At 73.3% G+C, this 21626-nt stretch carries 21 protein-coding genes; 19 read left to right on the top strand and 2 right to left on the bottom strand.

Annotated features, from left to right (window positions below; all coding sequences use genetic code 11):
- The first annotated feature begins 7 nt into the window (after positions 1-7).
- The 18 genes from ASG23_RS02055 (at position 8) to ASG23_RS02135 (ending at position 17475) form a co-directional block, all read left to right on the top strand.
- Positions 8-1063 carry a zinc-dependent metalloprotease gene (locus ASG23_RS02055; protein WP_056019343.1) on the top strand — a complete coding sequence of 352 codons (1056 nt, stop codon included), beginning with the start codon at positions 8-10 and terminating at the stop codon, positions 1061-1063.
- Between the two features lie 4 nt (positions 1064-1067).
- Positions 1068-2060 (top strand): tRNA lysidine(34) synthetase TilS, encoded by a 993-nt coding sequence (gene tilS / locus ASG23_RS02060; protein WP_056019346.1) that lies wholly within the window; start codon positions 1068-1070, stop codon positions 2058-2060.
- A gap of 54 nt (positions 2061-2114) precedes the next feature.
- Complete coding sequence (hpt, locus tag ASG23_RS02065; protein ID WP_055916816.1) at positions 2115-2669, top strand: hypoxanthine phosphoribosyltransferase; 555 nt, start codon at positions 2115-2117, stop codon at positions 2667-2669.
- Between the two features lie 120 nt (positions 2670-2789).
- Positions 2790-4817: an ATP-dependent zinc metalloprotease FtsH gene (gene ftsH / locus ASG23_RS02070; RefSeq protein WP_056019349.1), complete on the top strand. Its 2028-nt coding sequence runs from the start codon at positions 2790-2792 to the stop codon at positions 4815-4817.
- 47 nt (positions 4818-4864) lie between these two features.
- A complete protein-coding gene (gene folE, locus ASG23_RS02075) occupies positions 4865-5464 on the top strand; it encodes a GTP cyclohydrolase I FolE (protein WP_056020665.1) in 600 nt (199 codons plus the stop codon).
- Positions 5465-5571: 107 nt separating this feature from the next.
- Positions 5572-6441 carry a dihydropteroate synthase gene (gene folP, locus ASG23_RS02080; RefSeq protein ID WP_082515672.1) on the top strand — a complete coding sequence of 290 codons (870 nt, stop codon included), beginning with the start codon at positions 5572-5574 and terminating at the stop codon, positions 6439-6441.
- A gap of 2 nt (positions 6442-6443) precedes the next feature.
- Positions 6444-7706 (top strand): 2-amino-4-hydroxy-6-hydroxymethyldihydropteridine diphosphokinase, encoded by a 1263-nt coding sequence (folK, locus tag ASG23_RS02085; protein WP_056019352.1) that lies wholly within the window; start codon positions 6444-6446, stop codon positions 7704-7706.
- Complete coding sequence (locus ASG23_RS02090; protein ID WP_056019354.1) at positions 7706-8197, top strand: DUF3180 domain-containing protein; 492 nt, start codon at positions 7706-7708, stop codon at positions 8195-8197. The genes folK and ASG23_RS02090 overlap by 1 nt, the downstream gene beginning before the upstream one ends.
- A gap of 20 nt (positions 8198-8217) precedes the next feature.
- Entirely contained in the window at positions 8218-8727 is a 510-nt protein-coding gene (locus tag ASG23_RS02095; protein ID WP_056019358.1) for a PH domain-containing protein, read from the top strand.
- Positions 8728-8795: 68 nt separating this feature from the next.
- Positions 8796-10397 (top strand): PH domain-containing protein, encoded by a 1602-nt coding sequence (locus tag ASG23_RS02100; RefSeq protein WP_235520810.1) that lies wholly within the window; start codon positions 8796-8798, stop codon positions 10395-10397.
- Complete coding sequence (locus ASG23_RS02105) at positions 10394-11371, top strand: Rossmann-like and DUF2520 domain-containing protein (RefSeq protein WP_056020671.1); 978 nt, start codon at positions 10394-10396, stop codon at positions 11369-11371. The genes ASG23_RS02100 and ASG23_RS02105 overlap by 4 nt, the downstream gene beginning before the upstream one ends.
- A complete protein-coding gene (gene panC / locus ASG23_RS02110; protein WP_056019361.1) occupies positions 11368-12273 on the top strand; it encodes a pantoate--beta-alanine ligase in 906 nt (301 codons plus the stop codon). Before ASG23_RS02105 ends, panC begins: the two co-directional genes overlap by 4 nt.
- Positions 12270-12722 (top strand): aspartate 1-decarboxylase, encoded by a 453-nt coding sequence (gene panD / locus ASG23_RS02115; protein ID WP_056019364.1) that lies wholly within the window; start codon positions 12270-12272, stop codon positions 12720-12722. The genes panC and panD overlap by 4 nt, the downstream gene beginning before the upstream one ends.
- Positions 12719-14413: an L-aspartate oxidase gene (locus tag ASG23_RS02120; protein ID WP_056019367.1), complete on the top strand. Its 1695-nt coding sequence runs from the start codon at positions 12719-12721 to the stop codon at positions 14411-14413. Before panD ends, ASG23_RS02120 begins: the two co-directional genes overlap by 4 nt.
- A gap of 35 nt (positions 14414-14448) precedes the next feature.
- On the top strand, positions 14449-15345 hold the full coding sequence (gene nadC / locus ASG23_RS02125) for a carboxylating nicotinate-nucleotide diphosphorylase (RefSeq protein WP_056020673.1): 897 nt from the start codon (positions 14449-14451) through the stop codon (positions 15343-15345).
- A 9-nt stretch (positions 15346-15354) separates the two neighbouring features.
- Positions 15355-16875 carry a lysine--tRNA ligase gene (gene lysS / locus ASG23_RS02130; RefSeq protein WP_056019369.1) on the top strand — a complete coding sequence of 507 codons (1521 nt, stop codon included), beginning with the start codon at positions 15355-15357 and terminating at the stop codon, positions 16873-16875.
- A complete protein-coding gene (locus ASG23_RS19380) occupies positions 16872-17069 on the top strand; it encodes a hypothetical protein (RefSeq protein ID WP_082515674.1) in 198 nt (65 codons plus the stop codon). The genes lysS and ASG23_RS19380 overlap by 4 nt, the downstream gene beginning before the upstream one ends.
- A 73-nt stretch (positions 17070-17142) precedes the next feature.
- Positions 17143-17475: a histone-like nucleoid-structuring protein Lsr2 gene (locus ASG23_RS02135; protein WP_056019372.1), complete on the top strand. Its 333-nt coding sequence runs from the start codon at positions 17143-17145 to the stop codon at positions 17473-17475.
- Between the two features lie 60 nt (positions 17476-17535).
- Here ASG23_RS02135 and xylB read toward each other — a convergent pair whose 3' ends face one another.
- Positions 17536-18939: a xylulokinase gene (xylB, locus tag ASG23_RS02140; protein WP_056019375.1), complete on the bottom strand. Its 1404-nt coding sequence runs from the start codon at positions 18937-18939 to the stop codon at positions 17536-17538.
- 127 nt (positions 18940-19066) lie between these two features.
- Positions 19067-20254, bottom strand: a complete 1188-nt coding sequence (xylA, locus tag ASG23_RS02145; protein WP_056019378.1) for a xylose isomerase — start codon at positions 20252-20254, stop codon at positions 19067-19069.
- A 78-nt stretch (positions 20255-20332) separates the two neighbouring features.
- On the opposite strand from xylA, the gene ASG23_RS02150 reads away from it, so the two are divergent.
- On the top strand, positions 20333-21544 hold the full coding sequence (locus ASG23_RS02150) for an ROK family protein (protein ID WP_056019381.1): 1212 nt from the start codon (positions 20333-20335) through the stop codon (positions 21542-21544).
- Positions 21545-21626: the final 82 nt, after the last annotated feature.

Consider the following 21626-nt stretch of genomic DNA (forward strand, 5'->3'; position numbering starts at 1 on the left):
TGACCGGGTGGACACCACCCCCGAAGGACCTGTCGACTGGGAGCTCGCCACCCGGATCGCCGGCCGGCTGGCTGCGCCGGGACCGGTGGCGGACCGTGCAGAGCTGACCGCGCTCGTCGAGGAGCTGCGCGACGCCGCGGCCCGCGCGGCCGTGCACGCCTCGGCGATCACCGGCCTCGCGGCCGCGGACGGGACGGCGCCGGAGCAGGTGTCGACGGTCCTCGTGGTCGACCGGCCGCGCTGGGCGCAGGCGAACGCAGAAGTGTTCGCCGCGATGACCGGGCCGCTGGCGGGGGCGGCTCCGTCGGCCGCGGCCCGCTCTGCCGCGGCGGTGCAGGTCGGGAGCGTGCTGGCCCTGCTCGCCGGCAAGGTGCTCGGCCAGTTCGACCCGTTCACGTCGACCGACGGACGCGGCCGCCTGCTCCTCGTCGCGCCGAACGTCCTGCACCACGAGCGCCGGCTGAAGGTGGACCCGTCCGACTTCCGCCTCTGGGTGGCGCTGCACGAGCAGACCCACGCGCTGCAGTTCGCCGCGGCGCCATGGCTCGCGGACCACCTGCGCACGCGGGCCGCCGAGCTGCTGACGGACCTGGCTGCCGACAAGGCCCTCGTCCCGCGGGTGGGGGAGCTGCTGCAGGCGGTGGCGCGGGCCGTCACGGGCGGTGCCGACGACGGGGTGGGTGTGCTCGACCTGCTCTCGGCGCGGCAGCGGGTCGTGTTCGAGGAGGTCGGCGCCGTGATGGCGCTGCTCGAGGGCCACGCGGACGTGGCGATGGACGAGGTGGGCCCCCGGGTGGTGCCGAGCGTGCGCAAGATCCGCAAGGCGTTCGAGGCGCGACGCGACGCGGCGTCGAGGTCTCGTGGGGTCGACCGGGTGCTGCGCCGGCTGCTCGGCCTCGACACGAAGCTGGCGCAGTACCGCGACGGTGCCGCGTTCGTCCGGGCCGTGCGCAAGGACGTCGGGCTCGAGGGGCTGAACGCGGTGTGGTCGTCGGCCGACCACCTGCCGCTGCCCGAGGAGATCGTCGATCCGAGCGCCTGGGTGCGCAGAGTTCACGGGTGACCGCATGAACGCTCCCGCCCGCGAGGTCGCGGCAGTGCGCTCGGCGGTGACCGCCACCGTCGCCGACCTGCCGGCGGACGCGCTGGTCCTCGTCGCGTGCTCGGGCGGTCCCGACTCGCTGGCGCTCGCGGCGGGGGCGGCGTTCGTCGCGCAGCGGTCCACGCGGACGGGGACGCCGTGGCGCGCGCACGCGGTCGTCGTCGACCACGGCCTGCAGGAGGGGTCGGCGCAGGTGGCCGACGACGCCGCGACGGTCTGCCGAGGTCTCGGGCTGCCGGCGGTGGTGGTCGCTGTGGAGGTGGACGGGCGCGGCGAGTCGGCTGCACGGGACGCCCGGTACGCGGCGCTGGACCAGGTCGCCGACGAGCTCGGCGCGGCGGTCGTGCTGCTCGGTCACACGCTCGACGACCAGGCCGAGACGGTGCTCTTGGGGCTCGCGCGCGGGTCGGGTGCCCGGGCGCTCTCCGGCATGCCGGCGATCCGGGGTCGGTTCCGACGGCCCCTGCTGGGTCTGCGCCGCGCCGACACGCTGGCCGCCTGCGCGGCGCTGCACCTGCGGCCCTGGCACGACCCGACGAACGACGGCTCGCACGCCGACGCATCGCTGCGCAGCCGGGTCCGCGATGACGCGCTGCCGACGCTGGAACGCGTCCTCGGGCCGGGGGTGGCCGAAGCGCTGGCCCGGTCCGCCGCGCAGCTGCGCGACGACGCGGACCTCCTCGACGCGCTGGCGGAGGACCTGCTGGCTGCCGCGCGAACGGCCGACGGCCTGGACGTCGACACGCTGCACACGGCCCCACCCGCCCTGCGCTCCCGCGCGCTGCGGTCGGCCGCGATCGCCGCCGGCTGCCCCGCCGGCTCCCTGCGCCGGACGCACGTCCTGGCGGTCGACGCCCTCGTCACGGACTGGCACGGGCAGGGTCCGGTCGCCCTCCCGGGCGGGGTCGCGGCCGTGCGGGCGTGTGGCAGGCTTGCCCTTGGCCCGGCCCCCGCCTAGCGGGAGGCACTGTGACTGGTGCAGTACGGGCGCTGATCAAGAGGAGCAACTGCGGTGGACCCTGCGGACATGGGCGACGACCTCGAGCGGGTGCTGCTCTCCGAGGAGCAGCTGCACCAGCGGCTCGACGAGATCGCGGCGCAGATCGACGCCGACTACGAGGGCAAGGACCTGCTCCTGGTGGGCGTCCTCAAGGGTGCGGTCATGGTGATGGCGGACCTCGCGCGCCGCCTGCACTCGTCGGTGCAGATGGACTGGATGGCGGTCTCGTCGTACGGCTCGGGCACCAAGTCGTCCGGCGTCGTGCGGATCCTCAAGGACCTCGACGCGGACCTCACCGGCCGCCACGTGCTCATCGTCGAGGACATCATCGACTCCGGTCTGACTTTGTCGTGGCTGCTGTCCAACCTGCGCTCCCGCGGCCCGGCTACGGTCGAGATCGCGACGATGCTGCGCAAGCCCGAGGCGTCCAAGGTCGACGTCGACGTCCGCTACGTGGGGTTCGACATCCCGAACGAGTTCGTCGTCGGCTACGGCCTGGACTACGCCGAGAAGTACCGGAACCTGCCGTTCGTGGGCACGCTCGCCCCGCACGTCTACGGCGCCTGAGCGGTCTCCCTACCGGAGTGCGCCCTCGGTGAACACGGTCCAGATCCCTCAGGAACTCCGTGTAACTTCGAGGCCACCAGTCCCGCGAGCGGAGGTTGAGGGGCTATGCCCCGATCGCCCATGAACGTCAAGCGCCTAGCCCGTGGCCCCATCCTGTGGGTCGTCATTGCCGTGGTCTTGCTGTACATCGGCGCGTCCACCCTCGCCGCCCCGAAGATCAGCAAGATAGACACCTCGGACGGCATGGCGCTGATCGAGGACGGGAAGGTCGAGCAGGCCAAGATCACCGAGGGTGTCCAGCGGGTCGACCTGACGCTCACGGAGGACTTCACCAAGGGTGACGAGAACCTGGGCAAGCTGGTCCAGTTCAACTACGTCGTGCCGCAGGGCGAGGCGGTCGTGTCCGCGATCGCGGAGGCGGACCCGGACAAGGGCTACACCTCGCTCGTGCCGCAGACCGCGTGGTGGGCGAGCCTCCTGAGCTTCGTCCTCCCGCTGATCATCATCCTGGCCATCTTCTGGTTCCTGATGTCGAACTCGCAGGGTGGCGGCTCCCGCGTCATGAGCTTCGGCAAGTCGAAGGCCAAGCTCGTCAGCAAGGAGTCCCCGCAGGTCACGTTCTCGGACGTCGCGGGTGTCGACGAGGCGGTCGAGGAGCTCCAGGAGATCAAGGAGTTCCTCGCGGAGCCGGCCAAGTTCCAGGCCGTCGGCGCCAAGATCCCCAAGGGCGTCCTGCTGTACGGCCCTCCGGGGACGGGCAAGACGCTGCTGGCCCGCGCGGTCGCCGGTGAGGCGGGCGTGCCGTTCTACTCGATCTCCGGCTCGGACTTCGTCGAGATGTTCGTCGGCGTCGGCGCCAGCCGTGTCCGTGACCTGTTCAACCAGGCCAAGGAGAACGCCCCCGCGATCATCTTCATCGACGAGATCGACGCCGTCGGCCGCCACCGTGGCGCCGGGATGGGCGGCGGGCACGACGAGCGCGAGCAGACGCTGAACCAGATGCTGGTCGAGATGGACGGCTTCGACGTCAACGCGAACGTCATCCTCATCGCGGCCACCAACCGCCCCGACATCCTCGACCCCGCGCTCCTGCGCCCTGGTCGCTTCGACCGCCAGGTCGCGGTGGACCCGCCGGACCTCAAGGGCCGCGAGCGGATCCTCACGGTGCACTCGCAGGGCAAGCCGATGGCGCCGCACGTCGACCTGAACGTCGTCGCCCGCCGGACCCCCGGGTTCACGGGCGCCGACCTTGCCAACGTCCTGAACGAGGCGGCGCTGCTCACGGCCCGCACCGGCCAGCAGACCATCACCGACCACACGCTGGACGAGGCGATCGACCGCGTCATCGCGGGACCCCAGAAGCGCACGCGGATCATGAACTCCAAGGAGATCAAGATCACCGCGTACCACGAGGGCGGTCACGCCCTGGTCGCGGCGGCGCTCCGGTACACCGACCCGGTCACCAAGGTGACGATCCTGCCGCGTGGTCGCGCGCTCGGGTACACGATGGTGATGCCGACCGAGGACAAGTACTCGACCACCCGCAACGAGCTGCTGGACACGCTGTCCTACGCCATGGGCGGTCGCGTCGCCGAGGAGCTGGTGTTCCACGACCCGACGACGGGTGCCAGCAACGACATCGAGAAGGCGTCGGCGACGGCACGCAAGATGGTCACGCAGTTCGGCATGAGCGCCCGGCTCGGGGCGATCCAGCTCGGCCAGGCCTCCGGCGAGGTCTTCATGGGCCGCGACATGGGCCATGGGCGTGACTACTCCGAGGACATCGCGGCGTCGATCGACCTCGAGGTGCGCGCCCTCATCGAGCGCGCGCACGACGAGGCCTGGGAGATCCTGGTCGAGTACCGCGACGTCCTCGACGCCCTGGTGCTGGAGCTGCTCGAGAAGGAGACGCTCAACCAGGAGCAGCTGGCCACGATCTTCGCGCCGATCACCAAGCGCCCGCCGCGCCAGGTCTGGCTGTCCAGCGAGCAGCGCGCCGTCTCGGAGCGTCCGCCGGTCATGACGCCCAGCGAGCTGGCCGCGCTGAACGGCCACCCGATCATCCCGGAGGACGAGGCGGCCGAGGCGTTCGGCTTCCCGTCGGACCACATCATCCAGGTCCCGCCGTCGCAGACGCCGGACGCGTAGGGGAGCACGTGGACGCAGCTGCGCAGGGCAACGGAGTCCCGACCGGCATCGGACCGGTGACGTTCACCGGTGCAGCCGTGGGCCAGTACGACCAGGACCGCGTCGAGGCCGCCATCCGGGAGCTGCTCCTCGCGGTGGGGGAGAACCCCGACCGCGAAGGGCTGCGGGAGACCCCGGCGCGGGTCGCCCGGGCCTACCGGGAGATCTTCGCGGGCCTCTACCAGGAGCCCGGCGACGTCCTGACCACCACGTTCGACATCGGCCACGAAGAGATGGTGCTGGTCAAGGACATCGAGGTGTACTCCACCTGCGAGCACCACCTAGTGCCCTTCCACGGCGTCGCGCACGTCGGCTACATCCCCGGCACGGACGGTCGCATCACGGGTCTGAGCAAGCTGGCCCGGCTGGTCGACGTGTACGCGCGCCGGCCCCAGGTGCAGGAGCGGCTGACGTCGCAGATCGCCGACGCGCTCGTCGCCGAGCTGGAGCCGCGCGGTGTGCTGGTCGTCGTCGAGTGCGAGCACCTGTGCATGTCGATGCGCGGCGTCCGCAAGCCCGGGTCGCGCACGGTGACCTCCGCGGTCCGGGGGCAGATGCGCGACGTCGCCACGCGAGCCGAGGCCATGAGCCTCGTGCTCGGGCACTGATCGACCGACGCGTCGGCCCCTAGGCTCACACCGTGACTGGTCCCGGCACCTCCGCCCGTCCGGCACCGCTGTCCGAGCGGTTGCACGCTCTGCGTCGCACTCTCGTCATGGGCGTCGTCAACGTCACCCCGGACTCCTTCTCGGACGGTGGCCGCTGGTTCACGCCCGGCGCGGCGGTGGCGCACGGCCTGGAGCTGGTCGAGCAGGGGGCGGACCTGCTGGACGTCGGCGGGGAGTCGACCCGGCCGGGCGCGCGCCGGGTGGCCGTCGACGACGAGCTGGCCCGGGTGCTCCCCGTGATCGAGCAGCTGGTGCGGCACGGGGCGACCGTGAGCATCGACACGACGCGCGCGGTGGTCGCGCAGGCGGCCGTCGAGCGCGGTGCCTCGCTCATCAACGACGTGTCCGGCGGACTGGCCGACGACGAGATGTACGGCGTCGTGGCCCGGACGGGCGCGGTGTACGTCGCCATGCACTGGCGCGGGCACGCCGACGTGATGGACGACCTCGACGACTACGACGACGTCGTGACCGACGTGCGGCGCGAGCTCGCGGTGCGTGTCGCTGCGCTGCGTGCGGCCGGGGTGCGGGACGAGCAGGTGGTGCTCGACCCCGGTCTGGGCTTCGCGAAGGCGGGGAGCAGCAACTGGCCGCTGCTCGCGCGGCTGCCGGAGCTGGTGGCGGACGGGTTCCCCGTGCTGGTCGGTGCCAGCCGCAAGCGGTTCCTCGGGCACCTGCTGGCGGGCCCGGACGGCGAGCCGGCACCACCGCTCGCACGGGACCGGGCGACCGCCGCGGTGTCTGCGCTGGCGGCGGCCGCCGGAGCCTGGTGCGTGCGGGTGCACGAGGTGGCAGGCTCGGCCGACGCGGTGCGAGTCGCCGCCGCGTGGCAGCAGGGGCAGAGCGCGGACGGGTCGGAGACCGACGACGAGCTGGCAGTGGACGAGGACGCGAGAACCGGAGGGAGCACGCGGTGACCATGCACGACGAGAGCCGACAGGACGCGCTGGACACCAGCGGGCGCCGGCTCGACCAGATCAGGCTGTCGGGCATCACAGCCTTCGGCTACCACGGCGTGTTCGAGCACGAGCGGCGTGAGGGCCAGACGTTCGTCGCGGACGTCGTCGTCCACCTCGACACGCGCCGGGCAGCCGCGCGCGACGACCTGGCCCACACCCTGAACTACGGCGAGCTCGCGGAGAAGGTCGCGGCGGTCCTCGCGGGCGAGCCCGTCGACCTGATCGAGACGGTCGCGGAGCGCATCGCGGCGACCGTCCTGGCGTCGGGCGTCGTGCAGGCGGTCGACGTGGCCGTGCACAAGCCGAACGCACCCATCCAGGTGCCGTTCGACGACGTGGTCGTCGCCATCCACCGTGACCGCACCAAGCTGCCGGCCGCGGAGCCGTACGTCGCTCGCGCGGTCGCGGAGGCCGCCCCGGTGTCGCGCCCGCTGCCGACGGCGACGGCGGCGTTCCCGGTGACCCCGGCACCCGGGGCGCCGGTGCTCGCGGCCGGCACCTGGGGCGAGTCGGTCGCCCCCGCGCCGGGTGCGTTCTCGGCAGGGCCGGACAGCCCGTCGACCGAGCTCGAGCCGATCCAGCCGGGTGCGGCGGTCGTCGTCGGCGAGCTGGTCACGGACGCCCTCGACCAGGAGCCCGACGGGCCGGTCGAGGTGGTGCTGGCCCTGGGCGCCAACCTGGGGCCGGCGCAGGACACCCTCCGCGAGGCCGTGACCGAGCTGGCCCGGACCCCGGGGATCCAGGTGCGTGACGTCTCGGCGCTGGCGCGCACGTCCGCGGTGGGTGGGCCCGAGCAGTCCGACTACCTCAACGCGGTGGTCCTGGCACAGACGACGCTCGCCCCGCGGGCTCTGCTGCGGACCGTGCAGGCGATCGAGCAGGCGCACGGGCGTGAGCGGCACGAGCGGTGGGGTCCTCGCACGCTGGACATCGACATCGTGCTGTACGGCTCGGTGCTCGCCGTGACGGACGACCTCGAGCTCCCGCACCCGCGAGCGCACGAGCGCGCGTTCGTGCTGCAGCCGTGGGCACAGGTCGAGCCGGACGCGGTGCTGCCGGGGCTGGGCGGGGGACCGGTCGGTGCCCTGGCCGCGACCGCACCCGACCGCGACGGCGTGCGCTGGCTGGCGCTCGACTGGCTCACCACCCCGATCCACGCGGTCAGCGGTGACACCGGCGCCGTGCCGGCCGGGCAGGCGGGTCCGGAGGCCCAGGACACGTGATGCACCGGACGCGCTGGCAGACGCTCCTGCTGGTCACGGCGGTCGCGGCCGCCGTCACGTGGATCGTGCTCGGAGCTGTCGCCGACCGCGGCGGGATGCCCCCGTCGGTGCCGCCCCTGGTGGTCGCCGTCGAGCTGCTCATCGCCGGGGTCGTGTTCTCCATGGGGTGGGCCGTCCGGCAGTTCCTGCGCGGCAAGCGGCCGCTGCTGAACCCGATCCGGGCGGCGCGGACCGCGGTGCTGGCGAAGGCGTCCTGCTACACCGGCGCGCTCCTCGCCGGGTGGTACGGCGGCCAGGTGCTGGCTCTGGTCACCGACCTGAGCGTGCCGGGGAACGGGTCGCGCGCGATCGCCGCCGGCATCGCGACGGCCGGCGCCGTGGTGCTCGCCGTCGTCGGTCTGGTCGTCGAGTGGTTCTGCCGGGTGCCTCCGCCCGAGGCCGGGTCCGAGGCGGCGCGCGAGCGCCCGGCGGCGGATCCGAGCGCTCCCTGAGCGGGTGGAAGGATGACCCCATGACCTCCGACGCCGTCCCCGGCTCCCGCGAGCCGTTCGACCCGACCGACGTCACGTGGACGCCGGTGTCGAGCCGGCTCGTCGGGGCGCGCCTGACGGTCACGGCCATCGTGCTCGGGCCGGTCCTCGCGCTGCTGGTGGTCATGGCGGTCGTCGTCGGTGAGCCCTGGGTCTGGGTGTTCCCTGCCCTGGTGGCGCTGCTCGTCGGGTGGATCGTGTGGCTGGTGCCGCGACAGGTGCGCGCCATGGCGTACGCGGAGCGCGCCGACGACCTGCTGGTGCGGCGGGGCATCATGTTCCGCTCGCTCGTCGTGGTCCCGTACGGCCGCATGCAGTACGTGGACGTCAACGCGGGGCCGCTGGCGCGCAAGTTCGGGATCGCGTCCGTCCAGCTGCACACGGCGTCGCCCGCCACGAGCGCGTCGATCGACGGCCTCCCGCCGCACGAGGCCGCGCGCCTGCGCGACCGGATGGCCTCCCGCGGCGAGGCGCGGCTGGCGGGGCTGTGACCAGCGTGCCCGGCACACCCAGCGCGCCCGGTACACCCAGCACGCCGAGCGCTTCCGATGTCGAGAGCGTGAGCGACGAGGACGTCACCGGCTGGCGGCGGATGCACCCGGTCACCCCGGCGCTCAAGGGCTGGAAGGTCCTGGTCGCGGTGCTGGCCATCGGGTGGTTCCAGGTGGGCGAGAACATCGAGCAGGCCATCGACCTCCTGCACGGGACGGCGTTCCTCGCGCTCATCGGCGGCATCCTGCTGATCGGGCTCATCGGCTTCGGGTACTCGGCCGTCGCGTGGCGGGTGACCCGGTTCGCGGTCACCGACGAGGCCGTGCACCTGCGCACCGGCATCCTCTTCCGGCAGCAGCGTCAGGCGCGGTTGGACCGGTTGCAGGCCGTCGACGTGGTGCAGCCCCTGCTGGCCCGGCTGGTCGGTCTGGCCGAGCTCAAGCTGGAGGTGGCCGGGGGCAGCGGCTCGGCCGTGTCGCTGGCGTTCCTGCGCGAGGCGGAGGCGGAGGCCCTGCGCGCCGAGCTGCTCGCTCTCGCAGCCGGTCTGCAGCGACCAGGTCCGCGACCGGGAGCCGCGGCGGTGGCGACGCCGGTCGACGCGACCGCGACGCAGCCGGCTCCCGTGCCGTTCGAGGTCGCTCCCGAGCGTCAGGTCTACGAGCTGCCGATGGGTCGACTGGTGAGCGCCACGCTGCGCTCCGGTGCCGTGCCGATGATGCTGCTGCTGATCGCGGGCGCGATCACGCTGGCCATCGTGTCCCGAGACATCAGCGCCGCGTTCGTGCTGCTCGCGCCCCTGTTCGCCGGCGTCACGTTCGTGTGGAGCCGGATCAACCAGGGCGCCAACTTCCGCGCCGCGATCTCGCCCGACGGCATCCGGCTGCGGCACGGGCTGACGGAGTCGCGCGCGCAGACCGTGCCGCCCGGGCGGGTGCAGGCCATCCGGCTGCGGCAGGGTCCGCTGTGGCGCGGCCCGGACTGGTGGCGCGTCGAGATCAACGTCGCCGGCTACGGCCAGGGCGACCAGCAGCAGCGCGACACGGTGCTGCACCCGGTGGCGACGCGCGGCGAGGCGATGACGGCGCTCTGGCTGGTGCTTCCGGACCTGGGCGTGCAGGACCCGGCGGCGCTCGTCGAGGCCGCGCTGACCGGGATGGACGACGACGGTGGGTTCACCCCGGCCCCGCGCCGGGCCCGCTGGGTGGATCCCGTGGGCTGGCGGCGGCACGGGGTGCGGGTGACCGAGCGGGCGCTGGTGACGCGGTCGGGTCGGATCTGGCGAAGCGTCGACGTGGTGCCGCACGAGCGCACGCAGTCCCTCGGGCTCGCGCAGGGTCCCGTCCAGCGTCGGCTCGGGCTGGCGTCGTTCGTCCTGCACACCACGCCCGGCCCGGTCTCCCCGCGGGTCCACCACCTCGATGCGGGCGTCGCCGGGGCGCTGCTCGACGAGCAGGCCGAGCGAGCCCGCTCCGCGCGGGCGTCCGCGACGCCGGAGCAGTGGATGCGCGCGGTCGGCGCACCGACCCTCGACGCCCCGGACCCGGTGGCCACGACGGTCCCCGCGACGGACGCCCCGCGCCCGGAGCCGACGACGGGACCGACGACGCCGGAGTGGGCGTCCGAACCCACCGCGCACCCGACCCCGCCGACCGCCGGAGCAGGCGCGTGACTCCACCGGACCCGGCCACCCGCCCGGGCCGGCTCGGCGTCGGCGTCGTCGGCTCGGGCCGGGTCGGCGCGGTGCTCGGCAGCGCGCTACGGGGTGCGGGCCACCCGGTGGTCGCGGTGTCGGCCATCTCCGAGGCGTCCCGCGAGCGTGCGGCGACCCTGCTGCCGGGCGTCCCGGTGCTGGACATCCCCGAGGTGGTCCGCCGCTCCGAGCTGGTGCTCCTCACCGTCCCCGACGATGCGCTGGCGGACCTGGTGCGCGGTCTGGCGGACCTGGGCGCGTGGCAGGTGGGTCAGATCGTCGTGCACACGTCGGGCCGGTTCGGGGTCGACGTGCTGGCACCGGCGCGCGCGGCGGGGGTCATCCCGCTGGCGCTGCACCCGGCGATGACGTTCACGGGCACGTCGCTGGACCTGGCGCGGCTCGTGGGCTGCTCGTTCGCGGTCACGGCTCCGTCGCCGGTGCTGCCCATCGGCCAGGCCCTCGTCGTGGAGATCGGCGGTGAGCCCGTGGTGCTGGCGGAGGAGGCGCGCGGTCTCTACCACGCGGCCCTGGCGCACGGAGCGAACCACCTGGTCGTCCTCGTCGCGCAGGCCGCGCAGGCGCTCGCTGCCGCCGGGGTCGGCGACCCGGGTCGCATGCTCGGTCCGCTGCTGGACGCGGCGCTCGACGGTGCGCTGCGCGCCGAGTCGGCCGGCGGGTCCGGTGCGATCGCCGCCCTCACCGGCCCGGTGCGACGCGGCGACGCGGGGACGGTCCGGGAGCACGGTGTGGCGCTCACCACGTTCGCGGCCACCACGGGGGCGGTCGACGTCGTCGCGGGATACCGTGCCCTGGCGCGCTCGGCGACCGGGCGCGCGCTGGCGGCGGGCCTGATCTCGCCGGCCGCCGCCCAGGAGCTTCTGGACGGCATCAACGAGGATGCCGGGGCGTTGCAGGTGGAGGACGGGCCGGACCCGCAGGAGGACGAATGACCACGCAGACCACGACGCCGACCCTCGTGCACACGCGCGAGGCGCTCGCCGCGGCGCTCGCCGTGCAGGACGTGCAGGCGGTGCCGCGCACCGAGGGGTTCGCGGGGACCGCGCACTCCGCCCGCCCGCACCGGCGGGCGGTCGTGATGACGATGGGCGCCCTGCATGACGGACACCTCTCGCTGGTCGCGCGCGCACGGGAGCTGGCGGACGCGGTCGTCGTGACGATCTTCGTCAACCCGCTCCAGTTCGCCCCGTCCGAGGACCTCGCCCGGTACCCGCGTGACCTGCAGCGCGACCTCGCGCTGCTGTCCGGTCCGGGGCTGCTCGGGCCCGACGACATCGTCTTCGCCCCCGGTCCCGAGGTCGTGTACCCGGACGGCGACCCGGTCGTGCGGGTCAGCGCGGGGCGCATCGGGGACGTGCTCGAAGGGGTCAGCCGGCCGGGCCATCTCGACGGTGTCCTCACGGTGGTGCTCAAGCTCCTGCACCTGACGCGCCCCGGGGTGGCGCTGTTCGGGGCCAAGGACGCGCAGCAGCTGGCGGCGGTGCGTCGGATGGTCCGCGACCTCGACGTTCCCGTCACCGTCGAGGCCGCGCCGATCGTCCGCGACGACGACGGGATCGCCCTGTCCAGCCGCAACGCCTACCTGACCGACGACGAGCGCCGCCGGGCGCTCGGACTCTCCCGCGCGCTGCTCGCCACGGGCAGTGCGGACCAGATCCGAGGGGCGGCCCGGGCGGCGCTCGCAGGGACCGACGTGGACTACGTCGCGCTGGTGGACCCGGAGACGTTCGCCGAGGTGCCCAGGGAGTTCGTCGGCGAGGCCCTGCTGCTCGTCGCCGCGACCGTCGGGACCACGCGCCTCATCGACAACGCGATCGTGGAGGTGGGCACGTGACGTCCTTGGTGCGCACGATGATGACCGGCAAGATCCACCGCGCCACCGTCACCCAGGCGGACCTGCACTACGTCGGGTCGATCACGGTCGACGCCGACCTGCTCGCCGCGGCGGACGTGCTGCCCGGCCAGCAGGTGGACGTCGTCGACGTCACCAACGGCGCCCGCCTGACCACGTACGCGATCGCCGGGAAGCCGGGGTCGGGGCAGGTCTGCATCAACGGTGCCGCCGCGCACCTGGTGCACCCCGGAGACGTCGTCATCCTCATCGCGTACGGGCAGCTGTCCGACGCGGATTCCCGCACCTACGAGCCGCACGTCGTGCTGGTGGACGACGCCAACCGGATCGTGTCGGTCGGGGACGACCCCGGCCAGGTCCCGGACGACTGGGACGGGCTGCAGCCGAGCGGGCTGCCGCTCGCCGAGGGTCGCGCGACGGTCGCTCGGTGACCCGCCTCGCCACCCGGCTGGCTGCCCCGGAACCGGGCTGGACGGTCGAGGCCGACGCGGTCGTCGTCGGCTCCGGCATCGCGGGCCTGACCGCGGCGCTCGAGCTGCGCACCCGCGTGCCCCGGGTGCTGCTGGTCACCAAGGACATCCTCGCGTCGGGGTCGACCGTGTGGGCCCAGGGTGGCATCGCGGCCGCGCTGGACCCGTCGGACTCGCCCGCCGCGCACCTGCAGGACACCCTGGTCGCCGGCGCAGGCCTGTGCGACCCGCGCGCGGTCGAGGTGCTGGTCACCGAGGGGCCGCGGCGCGTCCGCGAGCTCGTCGCGCGCGGTGCCGTGTTCGACACGGGCGCCGACGGCAGCATCTCGCTCACCCGCGAGGGAGGGCACCACGCCGACCGCATCGCGCACGCGGGGGGCGACGCCACGGGGGCGGAGATCTCCCGCGCGCTCGTCGCGCAGATCGAGGCGGTGCGCGACGACCCGGGCATCGAGGTCATCGAGCACGCGCTCGTCCTCGACGTGCTCACGGGGCCGCCCGGACCGGACGGCAAGCCCGGCCGTGCGTGCGGCGTGACGCTCCACGTGATCGGCGAGGGCCAGCGCGACGGCGTCGGTGCCGCCCTGGGCCGCGCGGTCGTGCTGGCGACAGGTGGCATCGGCCAGGTCTTCCGCTCGTCCACCAACCCCGCGCAGGCGACCGGCGACGGGATCGCCGCGGCCCTGCGCGCCGGGGCCGCAGTGGGCGACGTCGAGTTCGTGCAGTTCCACCCGACCGTGCTCTGGCTCGGCTCGGGCGTGAAGGGGCAGCTGACGCTCGTGTCCGAGGCGGTGCGCGGCGAGGGTGCGCTGCTGCTGGACACCGACGGCGTGCGGTTCATGCCCGACGTGCACCCGATGGCCGAGCTGGCGCCCCGGGACGTCGTCGCGCACGCGATCGTGCGGCGGATGAAGGAGACCGGGTCCGACCATGTCTGGCTCGACGCCCGGCATCTCGGCGACGACTTCCTGCGCGCGCGGTTCCCGACGATCAACGACCGCCTGCTCGAGCACGGCATCGACATGACCAACGACCTGGTCCCCGTCGCCCCCGCGCAGCACTACCACTCGGGCGGTGTCATCACGGACCTGGTCGGGCGCACCAGCCTGCCCGGCCTGTACGCCGTGGGGGAGACCGCGTGCACCGGCGTGCACGGCGCCAACCGGCTCGCGTCGAACTCCCTGCTCGAGGGCCTGGTGTTCGCCACGCGGGCGGCTCGGCACATCGCCGCGCAGGTGCAGCAGGGCGCGCTGAGTCGGCTCGAGCCCGTGGAGCGACCCGGTGACGAGGCCCTGGTCGCGGCCGCCTCGCGCGCCCGGGTGCAGCGGATCGCGTCCGACGGCCCCGGCCCGCTGCGCTCCGGCGACGGTCTGCGCCGGGCGGTGGCCGCGCTCGCGGCGGTACCGACCGACGCGCACCTGCGCACCGACGAGGGTCGACGGTTGGCCGCACCGCAGGTGGCCGAGTGGGAGACGACGAACGTGCACCAGGTGGCGACCGTCCTGACCGCTGCCGCGCTGGAGCGCGAGGAGAGCCGCGGCGGGCACGCACGCAGCGACTTCCCGGAGACGGAGCCGTCGTGGCGGGTGCGCCTGGAGCTCTCGCTGGACGCCAAGGGCGACCTCGTCTCACGCCGCGCACCCCTGACCTGATCCGGTCGGCGGGGCAGGCTAGCGTGACCGGCGTGATCGAGCCCGGACTGGACCCTGCATGGATCGCGCGGATCGTGACGACCGCCCTCGACGAGGACCTCGGTCCGGCGCCGGGCCGGGACGTGACGACTCAGTCGACCATCCCGCCGGAGGCCGTCGGTGCCGCGGACCTCGTGGCTCGGCAGGACGGGGTCGTCGCGGGTCTGGTGGTGGCCCCCGAGGTTGTCGGACAGGTTGCCGCACGACTCGGGCTGCCCGTCCCGACGGTGGATCAGCGTGTCCCGGACGGCACCCGGGTGTCGCGCGGTGACGTGCTGGCGGTGCTGACCGGTCCGGTGCAGGTGCTCCTCGTCGCGGAGCGGACGCTGCTCAACCTCGCGTCGCGGGCGTCGGGCGTCGCGACTCACACACGCCGCTGGGCGGACGCGCTGGAGGGCACGGGCGCGCTCGTCCTGGACACCCGCAAGACGACTCCCGGGCTGCGGGCGCTGGAGAAGTACGCGGTGCGCTGCGGGGGTGGCACCAACAAGCGCATGGGGCTGTACGACGTCGCGATGGTCAAGGACAACCACGTGGTCGCCGCGGGATCCGTCTCCGCGGCCGTCGCGGCCGTCCAGGAGCGGTTCCCCGACGTGACCGTCCAGGTCGAGGCGGACACGCTCGACCAGGCGCTGGAAGCCGTCGCGGCCGGCGCGCGGTTCCTGCTCCTGGACAACATGCCGACGCCGCTGCTGACCGAGGTCGTCGCGGCGGTGCGAGCCGTCGACGCGGGCGTCGAGCTGGAGGCCACGGGCAACCTGACGCTCGACCGCGCCCGGGAGGTGGCGTCGACGGGGGTCGACTACCTGTCGGTGGGCGGCCTCACGCACTCGTCGCCGATCCTCGACCTGGCCCTCGACCTCGAGCCCGGACTCACAGGAGAGCGCCGGTAAGATCACCCGGTGAGCGAGACCCCCCAGAGCACCCCGGCCACTGACGACGTACCCGAGCAGATCCGGGTGCGGCGCGAGAAGCGGGACCGGCTGCTCGCGGCAGGCGTCGAGGCGTACCCGGTCGGGGTGCCGCGCACCCACACGATCGCGCAGGTGCGCGCGGAGCATCCGGACCTCGAGCCGGGGCAGGAGACGGACGACGAGGTCGGTGTCGCCGGCCGGGTGGTGTTCGTACGGATCGGCGGCAAGCTGTGCTTCGCCACCCTGCAGGACGGCGAGGGCAACCGACTGCAGGCCATGTTCAGCCTCGCGGCGGTCGGCGAGGAGCGGCTGGCGGCGTTCAAGACCGACGTCGACCTGGGCGACCACCTGTTCGTGCACGGTCGCGTGATCGCGTCCCGGCGCGGTGAGCTCTCGGTGTTCGCCGACGAGTGGCAGCTGGCCGCCAAGTCGCTGCGTCCGCTGCCCAACCTGTACGAGGGCGTGGAGCTTACCGAGGAGGCGCGGGTCCGGCAGCGCTACGTCGACCTCATCGTGCGCCCGAAGGCCCGCGAGACGGCCCGCCAGCGCCCGGCGCTGATGCGGTCGCTGCGGGACAACCTCCACGGCCGCGACTTCATCGAGATCGAGACGCCGATGCTGCAGACGCAGCCGGGCGGTGCCACGGCGCGGCCGTTCGTCACGCACATGAATGCGTTCGACCTGGACCTGTACCTGCGGATCGCGCCCGAGCTGTTCCTCAAGCGGGCCCTGGTCGGCGGCATGGAGCGGGTGTTCGAGATCAACCGCAACTTCCGCAACGAGGGTGCCGACTCCACGCACTCGCCGGAGTTCGCGATGCTCGAGGCGTACGAGTCCTACGGCGACTACGACACGATGGCGGCGCTGACCCAGGACCTGGTGCAGACGGCGGCCCAGGACGTGCTCGGCACCTCCGTGGTGGTGATGCCCGACGGCGAGGAGTACGACCTCGGGGGCGAGTGGGCCCAGCTGAGCATGTACGGGTCGCTGTCGGAGTCGCTCGGTGAGCTGATCACGCCGGAGACCAGCCTCGACGTGCTCTCGGTGTACGCGGACAAGCTGGGGGTCGAGGCGGACCCGAAGCGCGTCAGCCACGGCAAGCTGGTCGAGCTGCTGTGGGAGAACCAGGTGGGTGACCATCTGTTTGCGCCCACATTCGTGCGTGATTTCCCCGTGGAGACGAGCCCGCTCGTGCGCGAGCACCGCAGCATCCCGGGAGTCGTCGAGAAGTGGGATCTCTATGTGCGCGGGGTCGAGCTCGCGACCGGCTATTCCGAGCTCGTCGACCCGGTGATCCAGCGGAAGCGCTTCGAGGCGCAGGCGTTGCTGGCGGCTGCGGGCGACGACGAGGCGATGCGCATCGATGAGGACTTTCTCATGGCGGTGGAGTACGCGTTGCCGCCCACGGGTGGCATCGGGGTCGGCATCGACCGGTTGCTCATGGCACTCACCGGGCTCGGAATCCGCGAGACCATCCTGTTCCCGCTCGTGAAGCCGCTCGGCTCATGAACCCCCTGTTCACAGCCCTGGCGGCCCTGCTCCCGTCCATCGGCGTGGGATTGCTGTTCTGGTTCGCCATCCGCGCCCTGGTCAATGCCGACCGCACCGAGCGGCAGGCAATGGCAAGAATGGACGCCGCCGAACGGCAGTCAGAAGTTGCAGCGGCCCGACGCATTAAAGAGGAAACGCCTCCGGCGGTTTGACGCCTTAATGCGCCGATGCGATAGTGAACGGGACAGCATTCTTCCCCCTCGCATCTGTCAGATGGAGTACGCAATGGCGCAGAAGGTCCAGGTCCTGCTGGTCGATGACCTCGACGGCGGAACTGCAGACGAGACCGTGACGTTCGGGCTCGATGGCGTCACCTACGAGATCGACCTGACGGCCGGTCACGCGAGCGAGCTGCGTGATGCGTTTGCCCAGTGGGTCGGTCACGCACGCAAGGTCGGCGGCCGCACCGCCGCGAAGTCGTCGTCGGCTCGCGGGCGGCGCTCGTCGTCGAGCGACGCCCAGGCGATCCGTGAGTGGGCCAAGGAGCACGGGCACCACGTGTCCGAGCGTGGCCGCATCTCCGCTGAGGTCAAGGCCGCGTACGACGCGTCGCACTGACGCATCGCAGGCACGACGAGAGCCCGGCACATCCCCCCGTGCCGGGCTCTCGTCATGCCGTCACGCGGGTCGGACGCCCGTGAGCTCGCGCACGGCGGCGTACTGCTCGCGGACCCGCGCGACCGGCTCGCCGGTGAACACCGTCGCCTCGGAGGCCGAGCTCCACGACGGCGCCGTCGCGGACCCGGAGAGCACCCACGCGGCCTGGCGGGCGGCCCCGTCGGCGACGTACTCGCCGGGCGTCGGGGCGCGGACGTCGAGCCCGAGCACCGACGGCGCGATCTCCCGCACGGCGGCGGACTGCGCACCTCCGCCGATGAGGAACAGCCGCTCGACCGCGACGCCCTGCGCGCGCAGGGCGTCGATGCCGTCGGCGAGCGCGCACAGCATGCCCTCGACCGCGGCGCGCGCGACGTGCGCCGGCGTCGTGTTGCCCAGGCGCAGGCCGTGCAGCGCCCCGGTCGCGTCGGGCTTGTTGGGGGTGCGCTCACCCTCCAGGTAGGGCACGAGGACGAGCCCGTCGGCGCCTGCGGGTGCGGACAGGGCCAGCGCGGACAGGCCGGCGTGGTCGACGCCGAGCATCCGGGCGGCGGCGTCCAGCACGCGTGAGGCGTTGAGCGTGCAGGCGAGCGGGAGGAACCCGCCGGCGGCGTCGGCGAACCCGGTGACCAGGCCCGATCCGTCGGCCGTCGCCGCCGACGCGATCGCCGACACCACGCCGGAGGTGCCGATGGACACGGCGACGTCTCCTGGCAACAGACCCAGGGCGAGGGCCGCAGCGGCGTTGTCGCCCGCACCGGGTCCCAGGATGGCGCCGCCGACGGTCCGGGGGCCCGCGTCGGCCGGACCGAGCACGCGGGGGACGAGCGCGTCGTGCCCCAGCGCCAGCTCGAGCAGGTCGTGCCGGTAGTCCTCGCTCGCGGGGGACCAGTAGCCGGTTCCGGAGGCGTCGGAGCGGTCGGTCACGAGCGCGTCGAGGCCGGTTGCCCCGGCGAGGCGCCAGGTGAGCCAGTCGTGGGGGAGGGCGACGGCGGCGACGCGGGCGGCGTTCTCCGGCTCGGCGTCCCGCAGCCAGCGCAGCTTGGTCACGGTGAGGGACGCGACGGGCACGGAGCCGACCGCGTCGGCCCACGCCTGCGGCCCACCCAGCTCCTCGATGAGGTCGAGGGCGGCCGGTGCCGATCGCGTGTCGTTCCACAGCAGCGCGTCACGGACCACCTCGCCGCCGGAGTCGAGCGCGACCATCCCGTGCTGCTGGCCGCCGACCGAGACCGCCGCGACGTCGTCGAGACCCCCCGCACCGGCGATCGCGGACTGCAGGGCGTCCCACCAGTGCCGGGGCGCCACCTCGGTGCCGTCGGGGTGCGACGCGCGCCCGGTGCGCACGAGCGCACCGGTCTCGGCGTCGCGCACGACGACCTTGCAGGACTGCGTCGACGAGTCGATGCCGGCGACGAGAGCCATGTGTACCTCCAGGCGAACCCGCAACGTCCGCACTCGTGCGGGTGGGAACCCGACGGAGTGCGGACGCAACGAGAGGGGTGGGAGGCGCCGCCCGCACAGGTGCGGGCGGCGCCGGGGGAGCGACGGGTCAGCGGGCGCCGAGGGCGTGCTCGAGGGCCAGCTGGTTGAGGCGGACGAAGCCGAAGCCGCGCTCGGCGACGTCGTCGACGTCGAGGTCCTCGTAGGCGGAGCGGTCGTTCAGCAGGTCGGCCAGGGTCTCGCCCTCGGCCAGCGTCGGCTGCGAGAGCTCCAGCACGCCGGACTCCTCGAATGCCGCCTGCACCTCGGGGTCGGCGCGGAACGCCTGCGCGCGCTCCTTGAGCAGCAGGTACGTCGCCATGTTGGCGGCCGCGGAGTCCCACACTCCCTGGAAGTCCTCGGTGCGCGACGGCTTGTAGTCGAAGTGACGCGGGCCGTCGTACGTCGGACCCCCCGACGGGAAGCCGTTCTCGAGCAGGTCGACCGTGGCGAACGCGGAGAAGAGGTCGCCGTGGCCGAAGACCAGGTCCTGGTCGTACTTGATGGACTTCTGACCGTTGAGGTCGATGTGGAAGAGCTTGCCCGCCCACAGCGCGAGAGCGATGCCCTGCGTGTAGTTGAGGCCCGCCATCTGCTCGTGCCCGACCTCGGGGTTGAGACCGACGATGTCCGCGTGCTCCAGGCGGTCGATGAGCGCGATCGCGTGGCCGATCGTCGGCAGCAGGATGTCGCCGCGGGGCTCGTTCGGCTTGGGCTCGAGCGCGATGCGCAGCTTGTAGCCCTTCTCCTTGATGTACGCGGCGACGGTGTCGATGCCCTCGGCGTAGCGGTCGTGCGCGGCGTTGAGGTCCTTGGCCGAGTCGTACTCGGCACCCTCGCGGCCACCCCACATGACGAACGTGTCCGCGCCCAGCTCGGCGGCGAGGTCGACGTTGCGGACGACCTTGCGCAGGCCGTAGCGGCGCACGCGGCGGTCGTTCGAGGTGAACGCGCCGTCCTTGAAGATCGGGTGGCTGAACGTGTTGGTGGTGACCATCTCGACGGTGATGCCGGTCTCGTCGAGGGCGCCCTTGAAGCGGGCGAGGATCTTGTCGCGCTCGGCGTCGTCGGAGCCGAACGGGACGACGTCGTCGTCGTGGAACGTCACGTGCGCTGCGCCCAGCTCGGCCAGCTTGTGGACCGACTCGACCGGGTCCAGCCACGGGCGCGATGCCGAGCCGAACTGGTCCTGGGCGTTCCAGCCGACCGTCCAGAGGCCGAACGAGAACTTGTCTGCACGGGTGGGCTGCGCTGCCATCACGCGTCTCCTCATCGAGATGAATCCGGTTTAGTTTGCCGGATGAATTTATCCCGAGAAACCGGTAGGGTCAAGCGCATGCCGACACCCGGACCCCGCGACCCGTCGCGCGTGGCCCGGCAGGCGCAGATGCGCGACCAGAACCTCGGGGTCGCTCTGCGGGGCATCGTCGACGCGGTGCAGCCGCCGTCCCGGGCCCAGCTGGCCGCCTCCGAGGGGCTCGCCCGGGCGACCGTCTCCGGGCTCGTGGACCACCTCATCGAGGCCCGCCTCGTGCGCGAGCTCGACCCGACCCAGACGCAGCGCGCGGGCCGCCCCGCCGTCCCGCTGGCCCCCGCGCAGGGAACGGTCGGGGGCGTCGGCATGGAGATCAACGTCGACTACCTGGGCGTCCGCGCGATCGACCTCGCCGGCGACGTGCTGGCCGAGCACGTCGAGCTCGACGACCTGCGCGGAGCCGACGCCGGCACCGTCCTGGACCGGCTCGCGGCGCTCGTCGCTCCCGTCATCGACGGCCTGTGCGGCAGGGGGGTCCGCGTCGCCGGCACGGTCCTTGCCCTGCCCGGCCTGGTCGACCGCGTCACCGGTCCGCTGCGGGTGGCGCCGAACCTCGGATGGCGGGACGTCGACGTCGTCGCGGCCCTGTCCGCCCATCCGGCGCTCGGCGCGTTCCCACCGCGCGTCGCCAACGAGGCCAACCTGGCCGCCCGCGCCGAGGCGCACGCGCGCCGCGGCTCACCGAGCTTCGCGTACGTCTCGGGCGAGGTCGGCATCGGTGGCGCGATCGTCCTGGACGGCGAGATCTTCCCCGGCCGGCATGGCTGGAGCGGCGAGGTCGGGCACATCGTCGTCGACGCCTTCCGCGGGCCGCACGCCTCCGACGGCAGCCTCGAGGCGTTGGCCGGCCAGGACGCCATGCTCCGCGCGGCGGGCCTGCCGTCGACCGCCCGCCTCGACGCCCTGCTCGACGCTCTCGACGCCGGCGACGAGCGGGCCGCGTCCGCCGTCGCGCAGGCCGCCCGCGCGCTCGGCGTCGCGCTGGCCAACGTGGCGAACGTGGTCGACGTCGGCGAGGTGGTGCTCGGCGGCACCTTCGGCCAGCTGTACGACCACGTGCACGACGAGGTCGCCGCCCGGCTCGACGAGCTGGTGATCTTCGCGCCCTGGTCGCCGCTGGAGGTCTCCCGGGCCTGCGCCGGCCAGTATCCGGCGATGACCGGCGGCGCACTGGCCGCCCTGTCCACGGTCCTCACAGATCCGGCGGAGTGGCTCCGCACCCAGACCGCCTGACCCGTTCGGTTGGTCAGGCGCGCGATCACGCGGACGTCCCGGTCGGTCAGCCGGCGTGACGGAGCATGAGCAGCGTTCGGCA

Source organism: Cellulomonas sp. Leaf395, from assembly GCF_001424125.1.
Classification (GTDB): Bacteria; Actinomycetota; Actinomycetes; order Actinomycetales; family Cellulomonadaceae; genus Cellulomonas.

Bases quoted from the DNA above. Each gene is read 5' to 3' on its own strand.
- panC (WP_056019361.1), top strand. From the start codon at position 11,368: ATGACCACGCAGACCACGACGCCGACCCTCGTGCACACGCGCGAGGCG.
- tilS (WP_056019346.1), top strand. From the start codon at position 1,068: ATGAACGCTCCCGCCCGCGAGGTCGCGGCAGTGCGCTCGGCGGTGACC.
- ASG23_RS19380 (WP_082515674.1), top strand. From the start codon at position 16,872: ATGAACCCCCTGTTCACAGCCCTGGCGGCCCTGCTCCCGTCCATCGGC.
- xylB (WP_056019375.1), bottom strand. From the start codon at position 18,939: ATGGCTCTCGTCGCCGGCATCGACTCGTCGACGCAGTCCTGCAAGGTC.
- ASG23_RS02095 (WP_056019358.1), top strand. From the start codon at position 8,218: ATGACCTCCGACGCCGTCCCCGGCTCCCGCGAGCCGTTCGACCCGACC.
- ftsH (WP_056019349.1), top strand. From the start codon at position 2,790: ATGAACGTCAAGCGCCTAGCCCGTGGCCCCATCCTGTGGGTCGTCATT.
- ASG23_RS02150 (WP_056019381.1), top strand. From the start codon at position 20,333: ATGCCGACACCCGGACCCCGCGACCCGTCGCGCGTGGCCCGGCAGGCG.
- xylA (WP_056019378.1), bottom strand. From the start codon at position 20,254: ATGGCAGCGCAGCCCACCCGTGCAGACAAGTTCTCGTTCGGCCTCTGG.
- folP (WP_082515672.1), top strand. From the start codon at position 5,572: ATGGGCGTCGTCAACGTCACCCCGGACTCCTTCTCGGACGGTGGCCGC.
- ASG23_RS02135 (WP_056019372.1), top strand. From the start codon at position 17,143: ATGGCGCAGAAGGTCCAGGTCCTGCTGGTCGATGACCTCGACGGCGGA.
- folK (WP_056019352.1), top strand. From the start codon at position 6,444: ATGCACGACGAGAGCCGACAGGACGCGCTGGACACCAGCGGGCGCCGG.
- ASG23_RS02090 (WP_056019354.1), top strand. From the start codon at position 7,706: ATGCACCGGACGCGCTGGCAGACGCTCCTGCTGGTCACGGCGGTCGCG.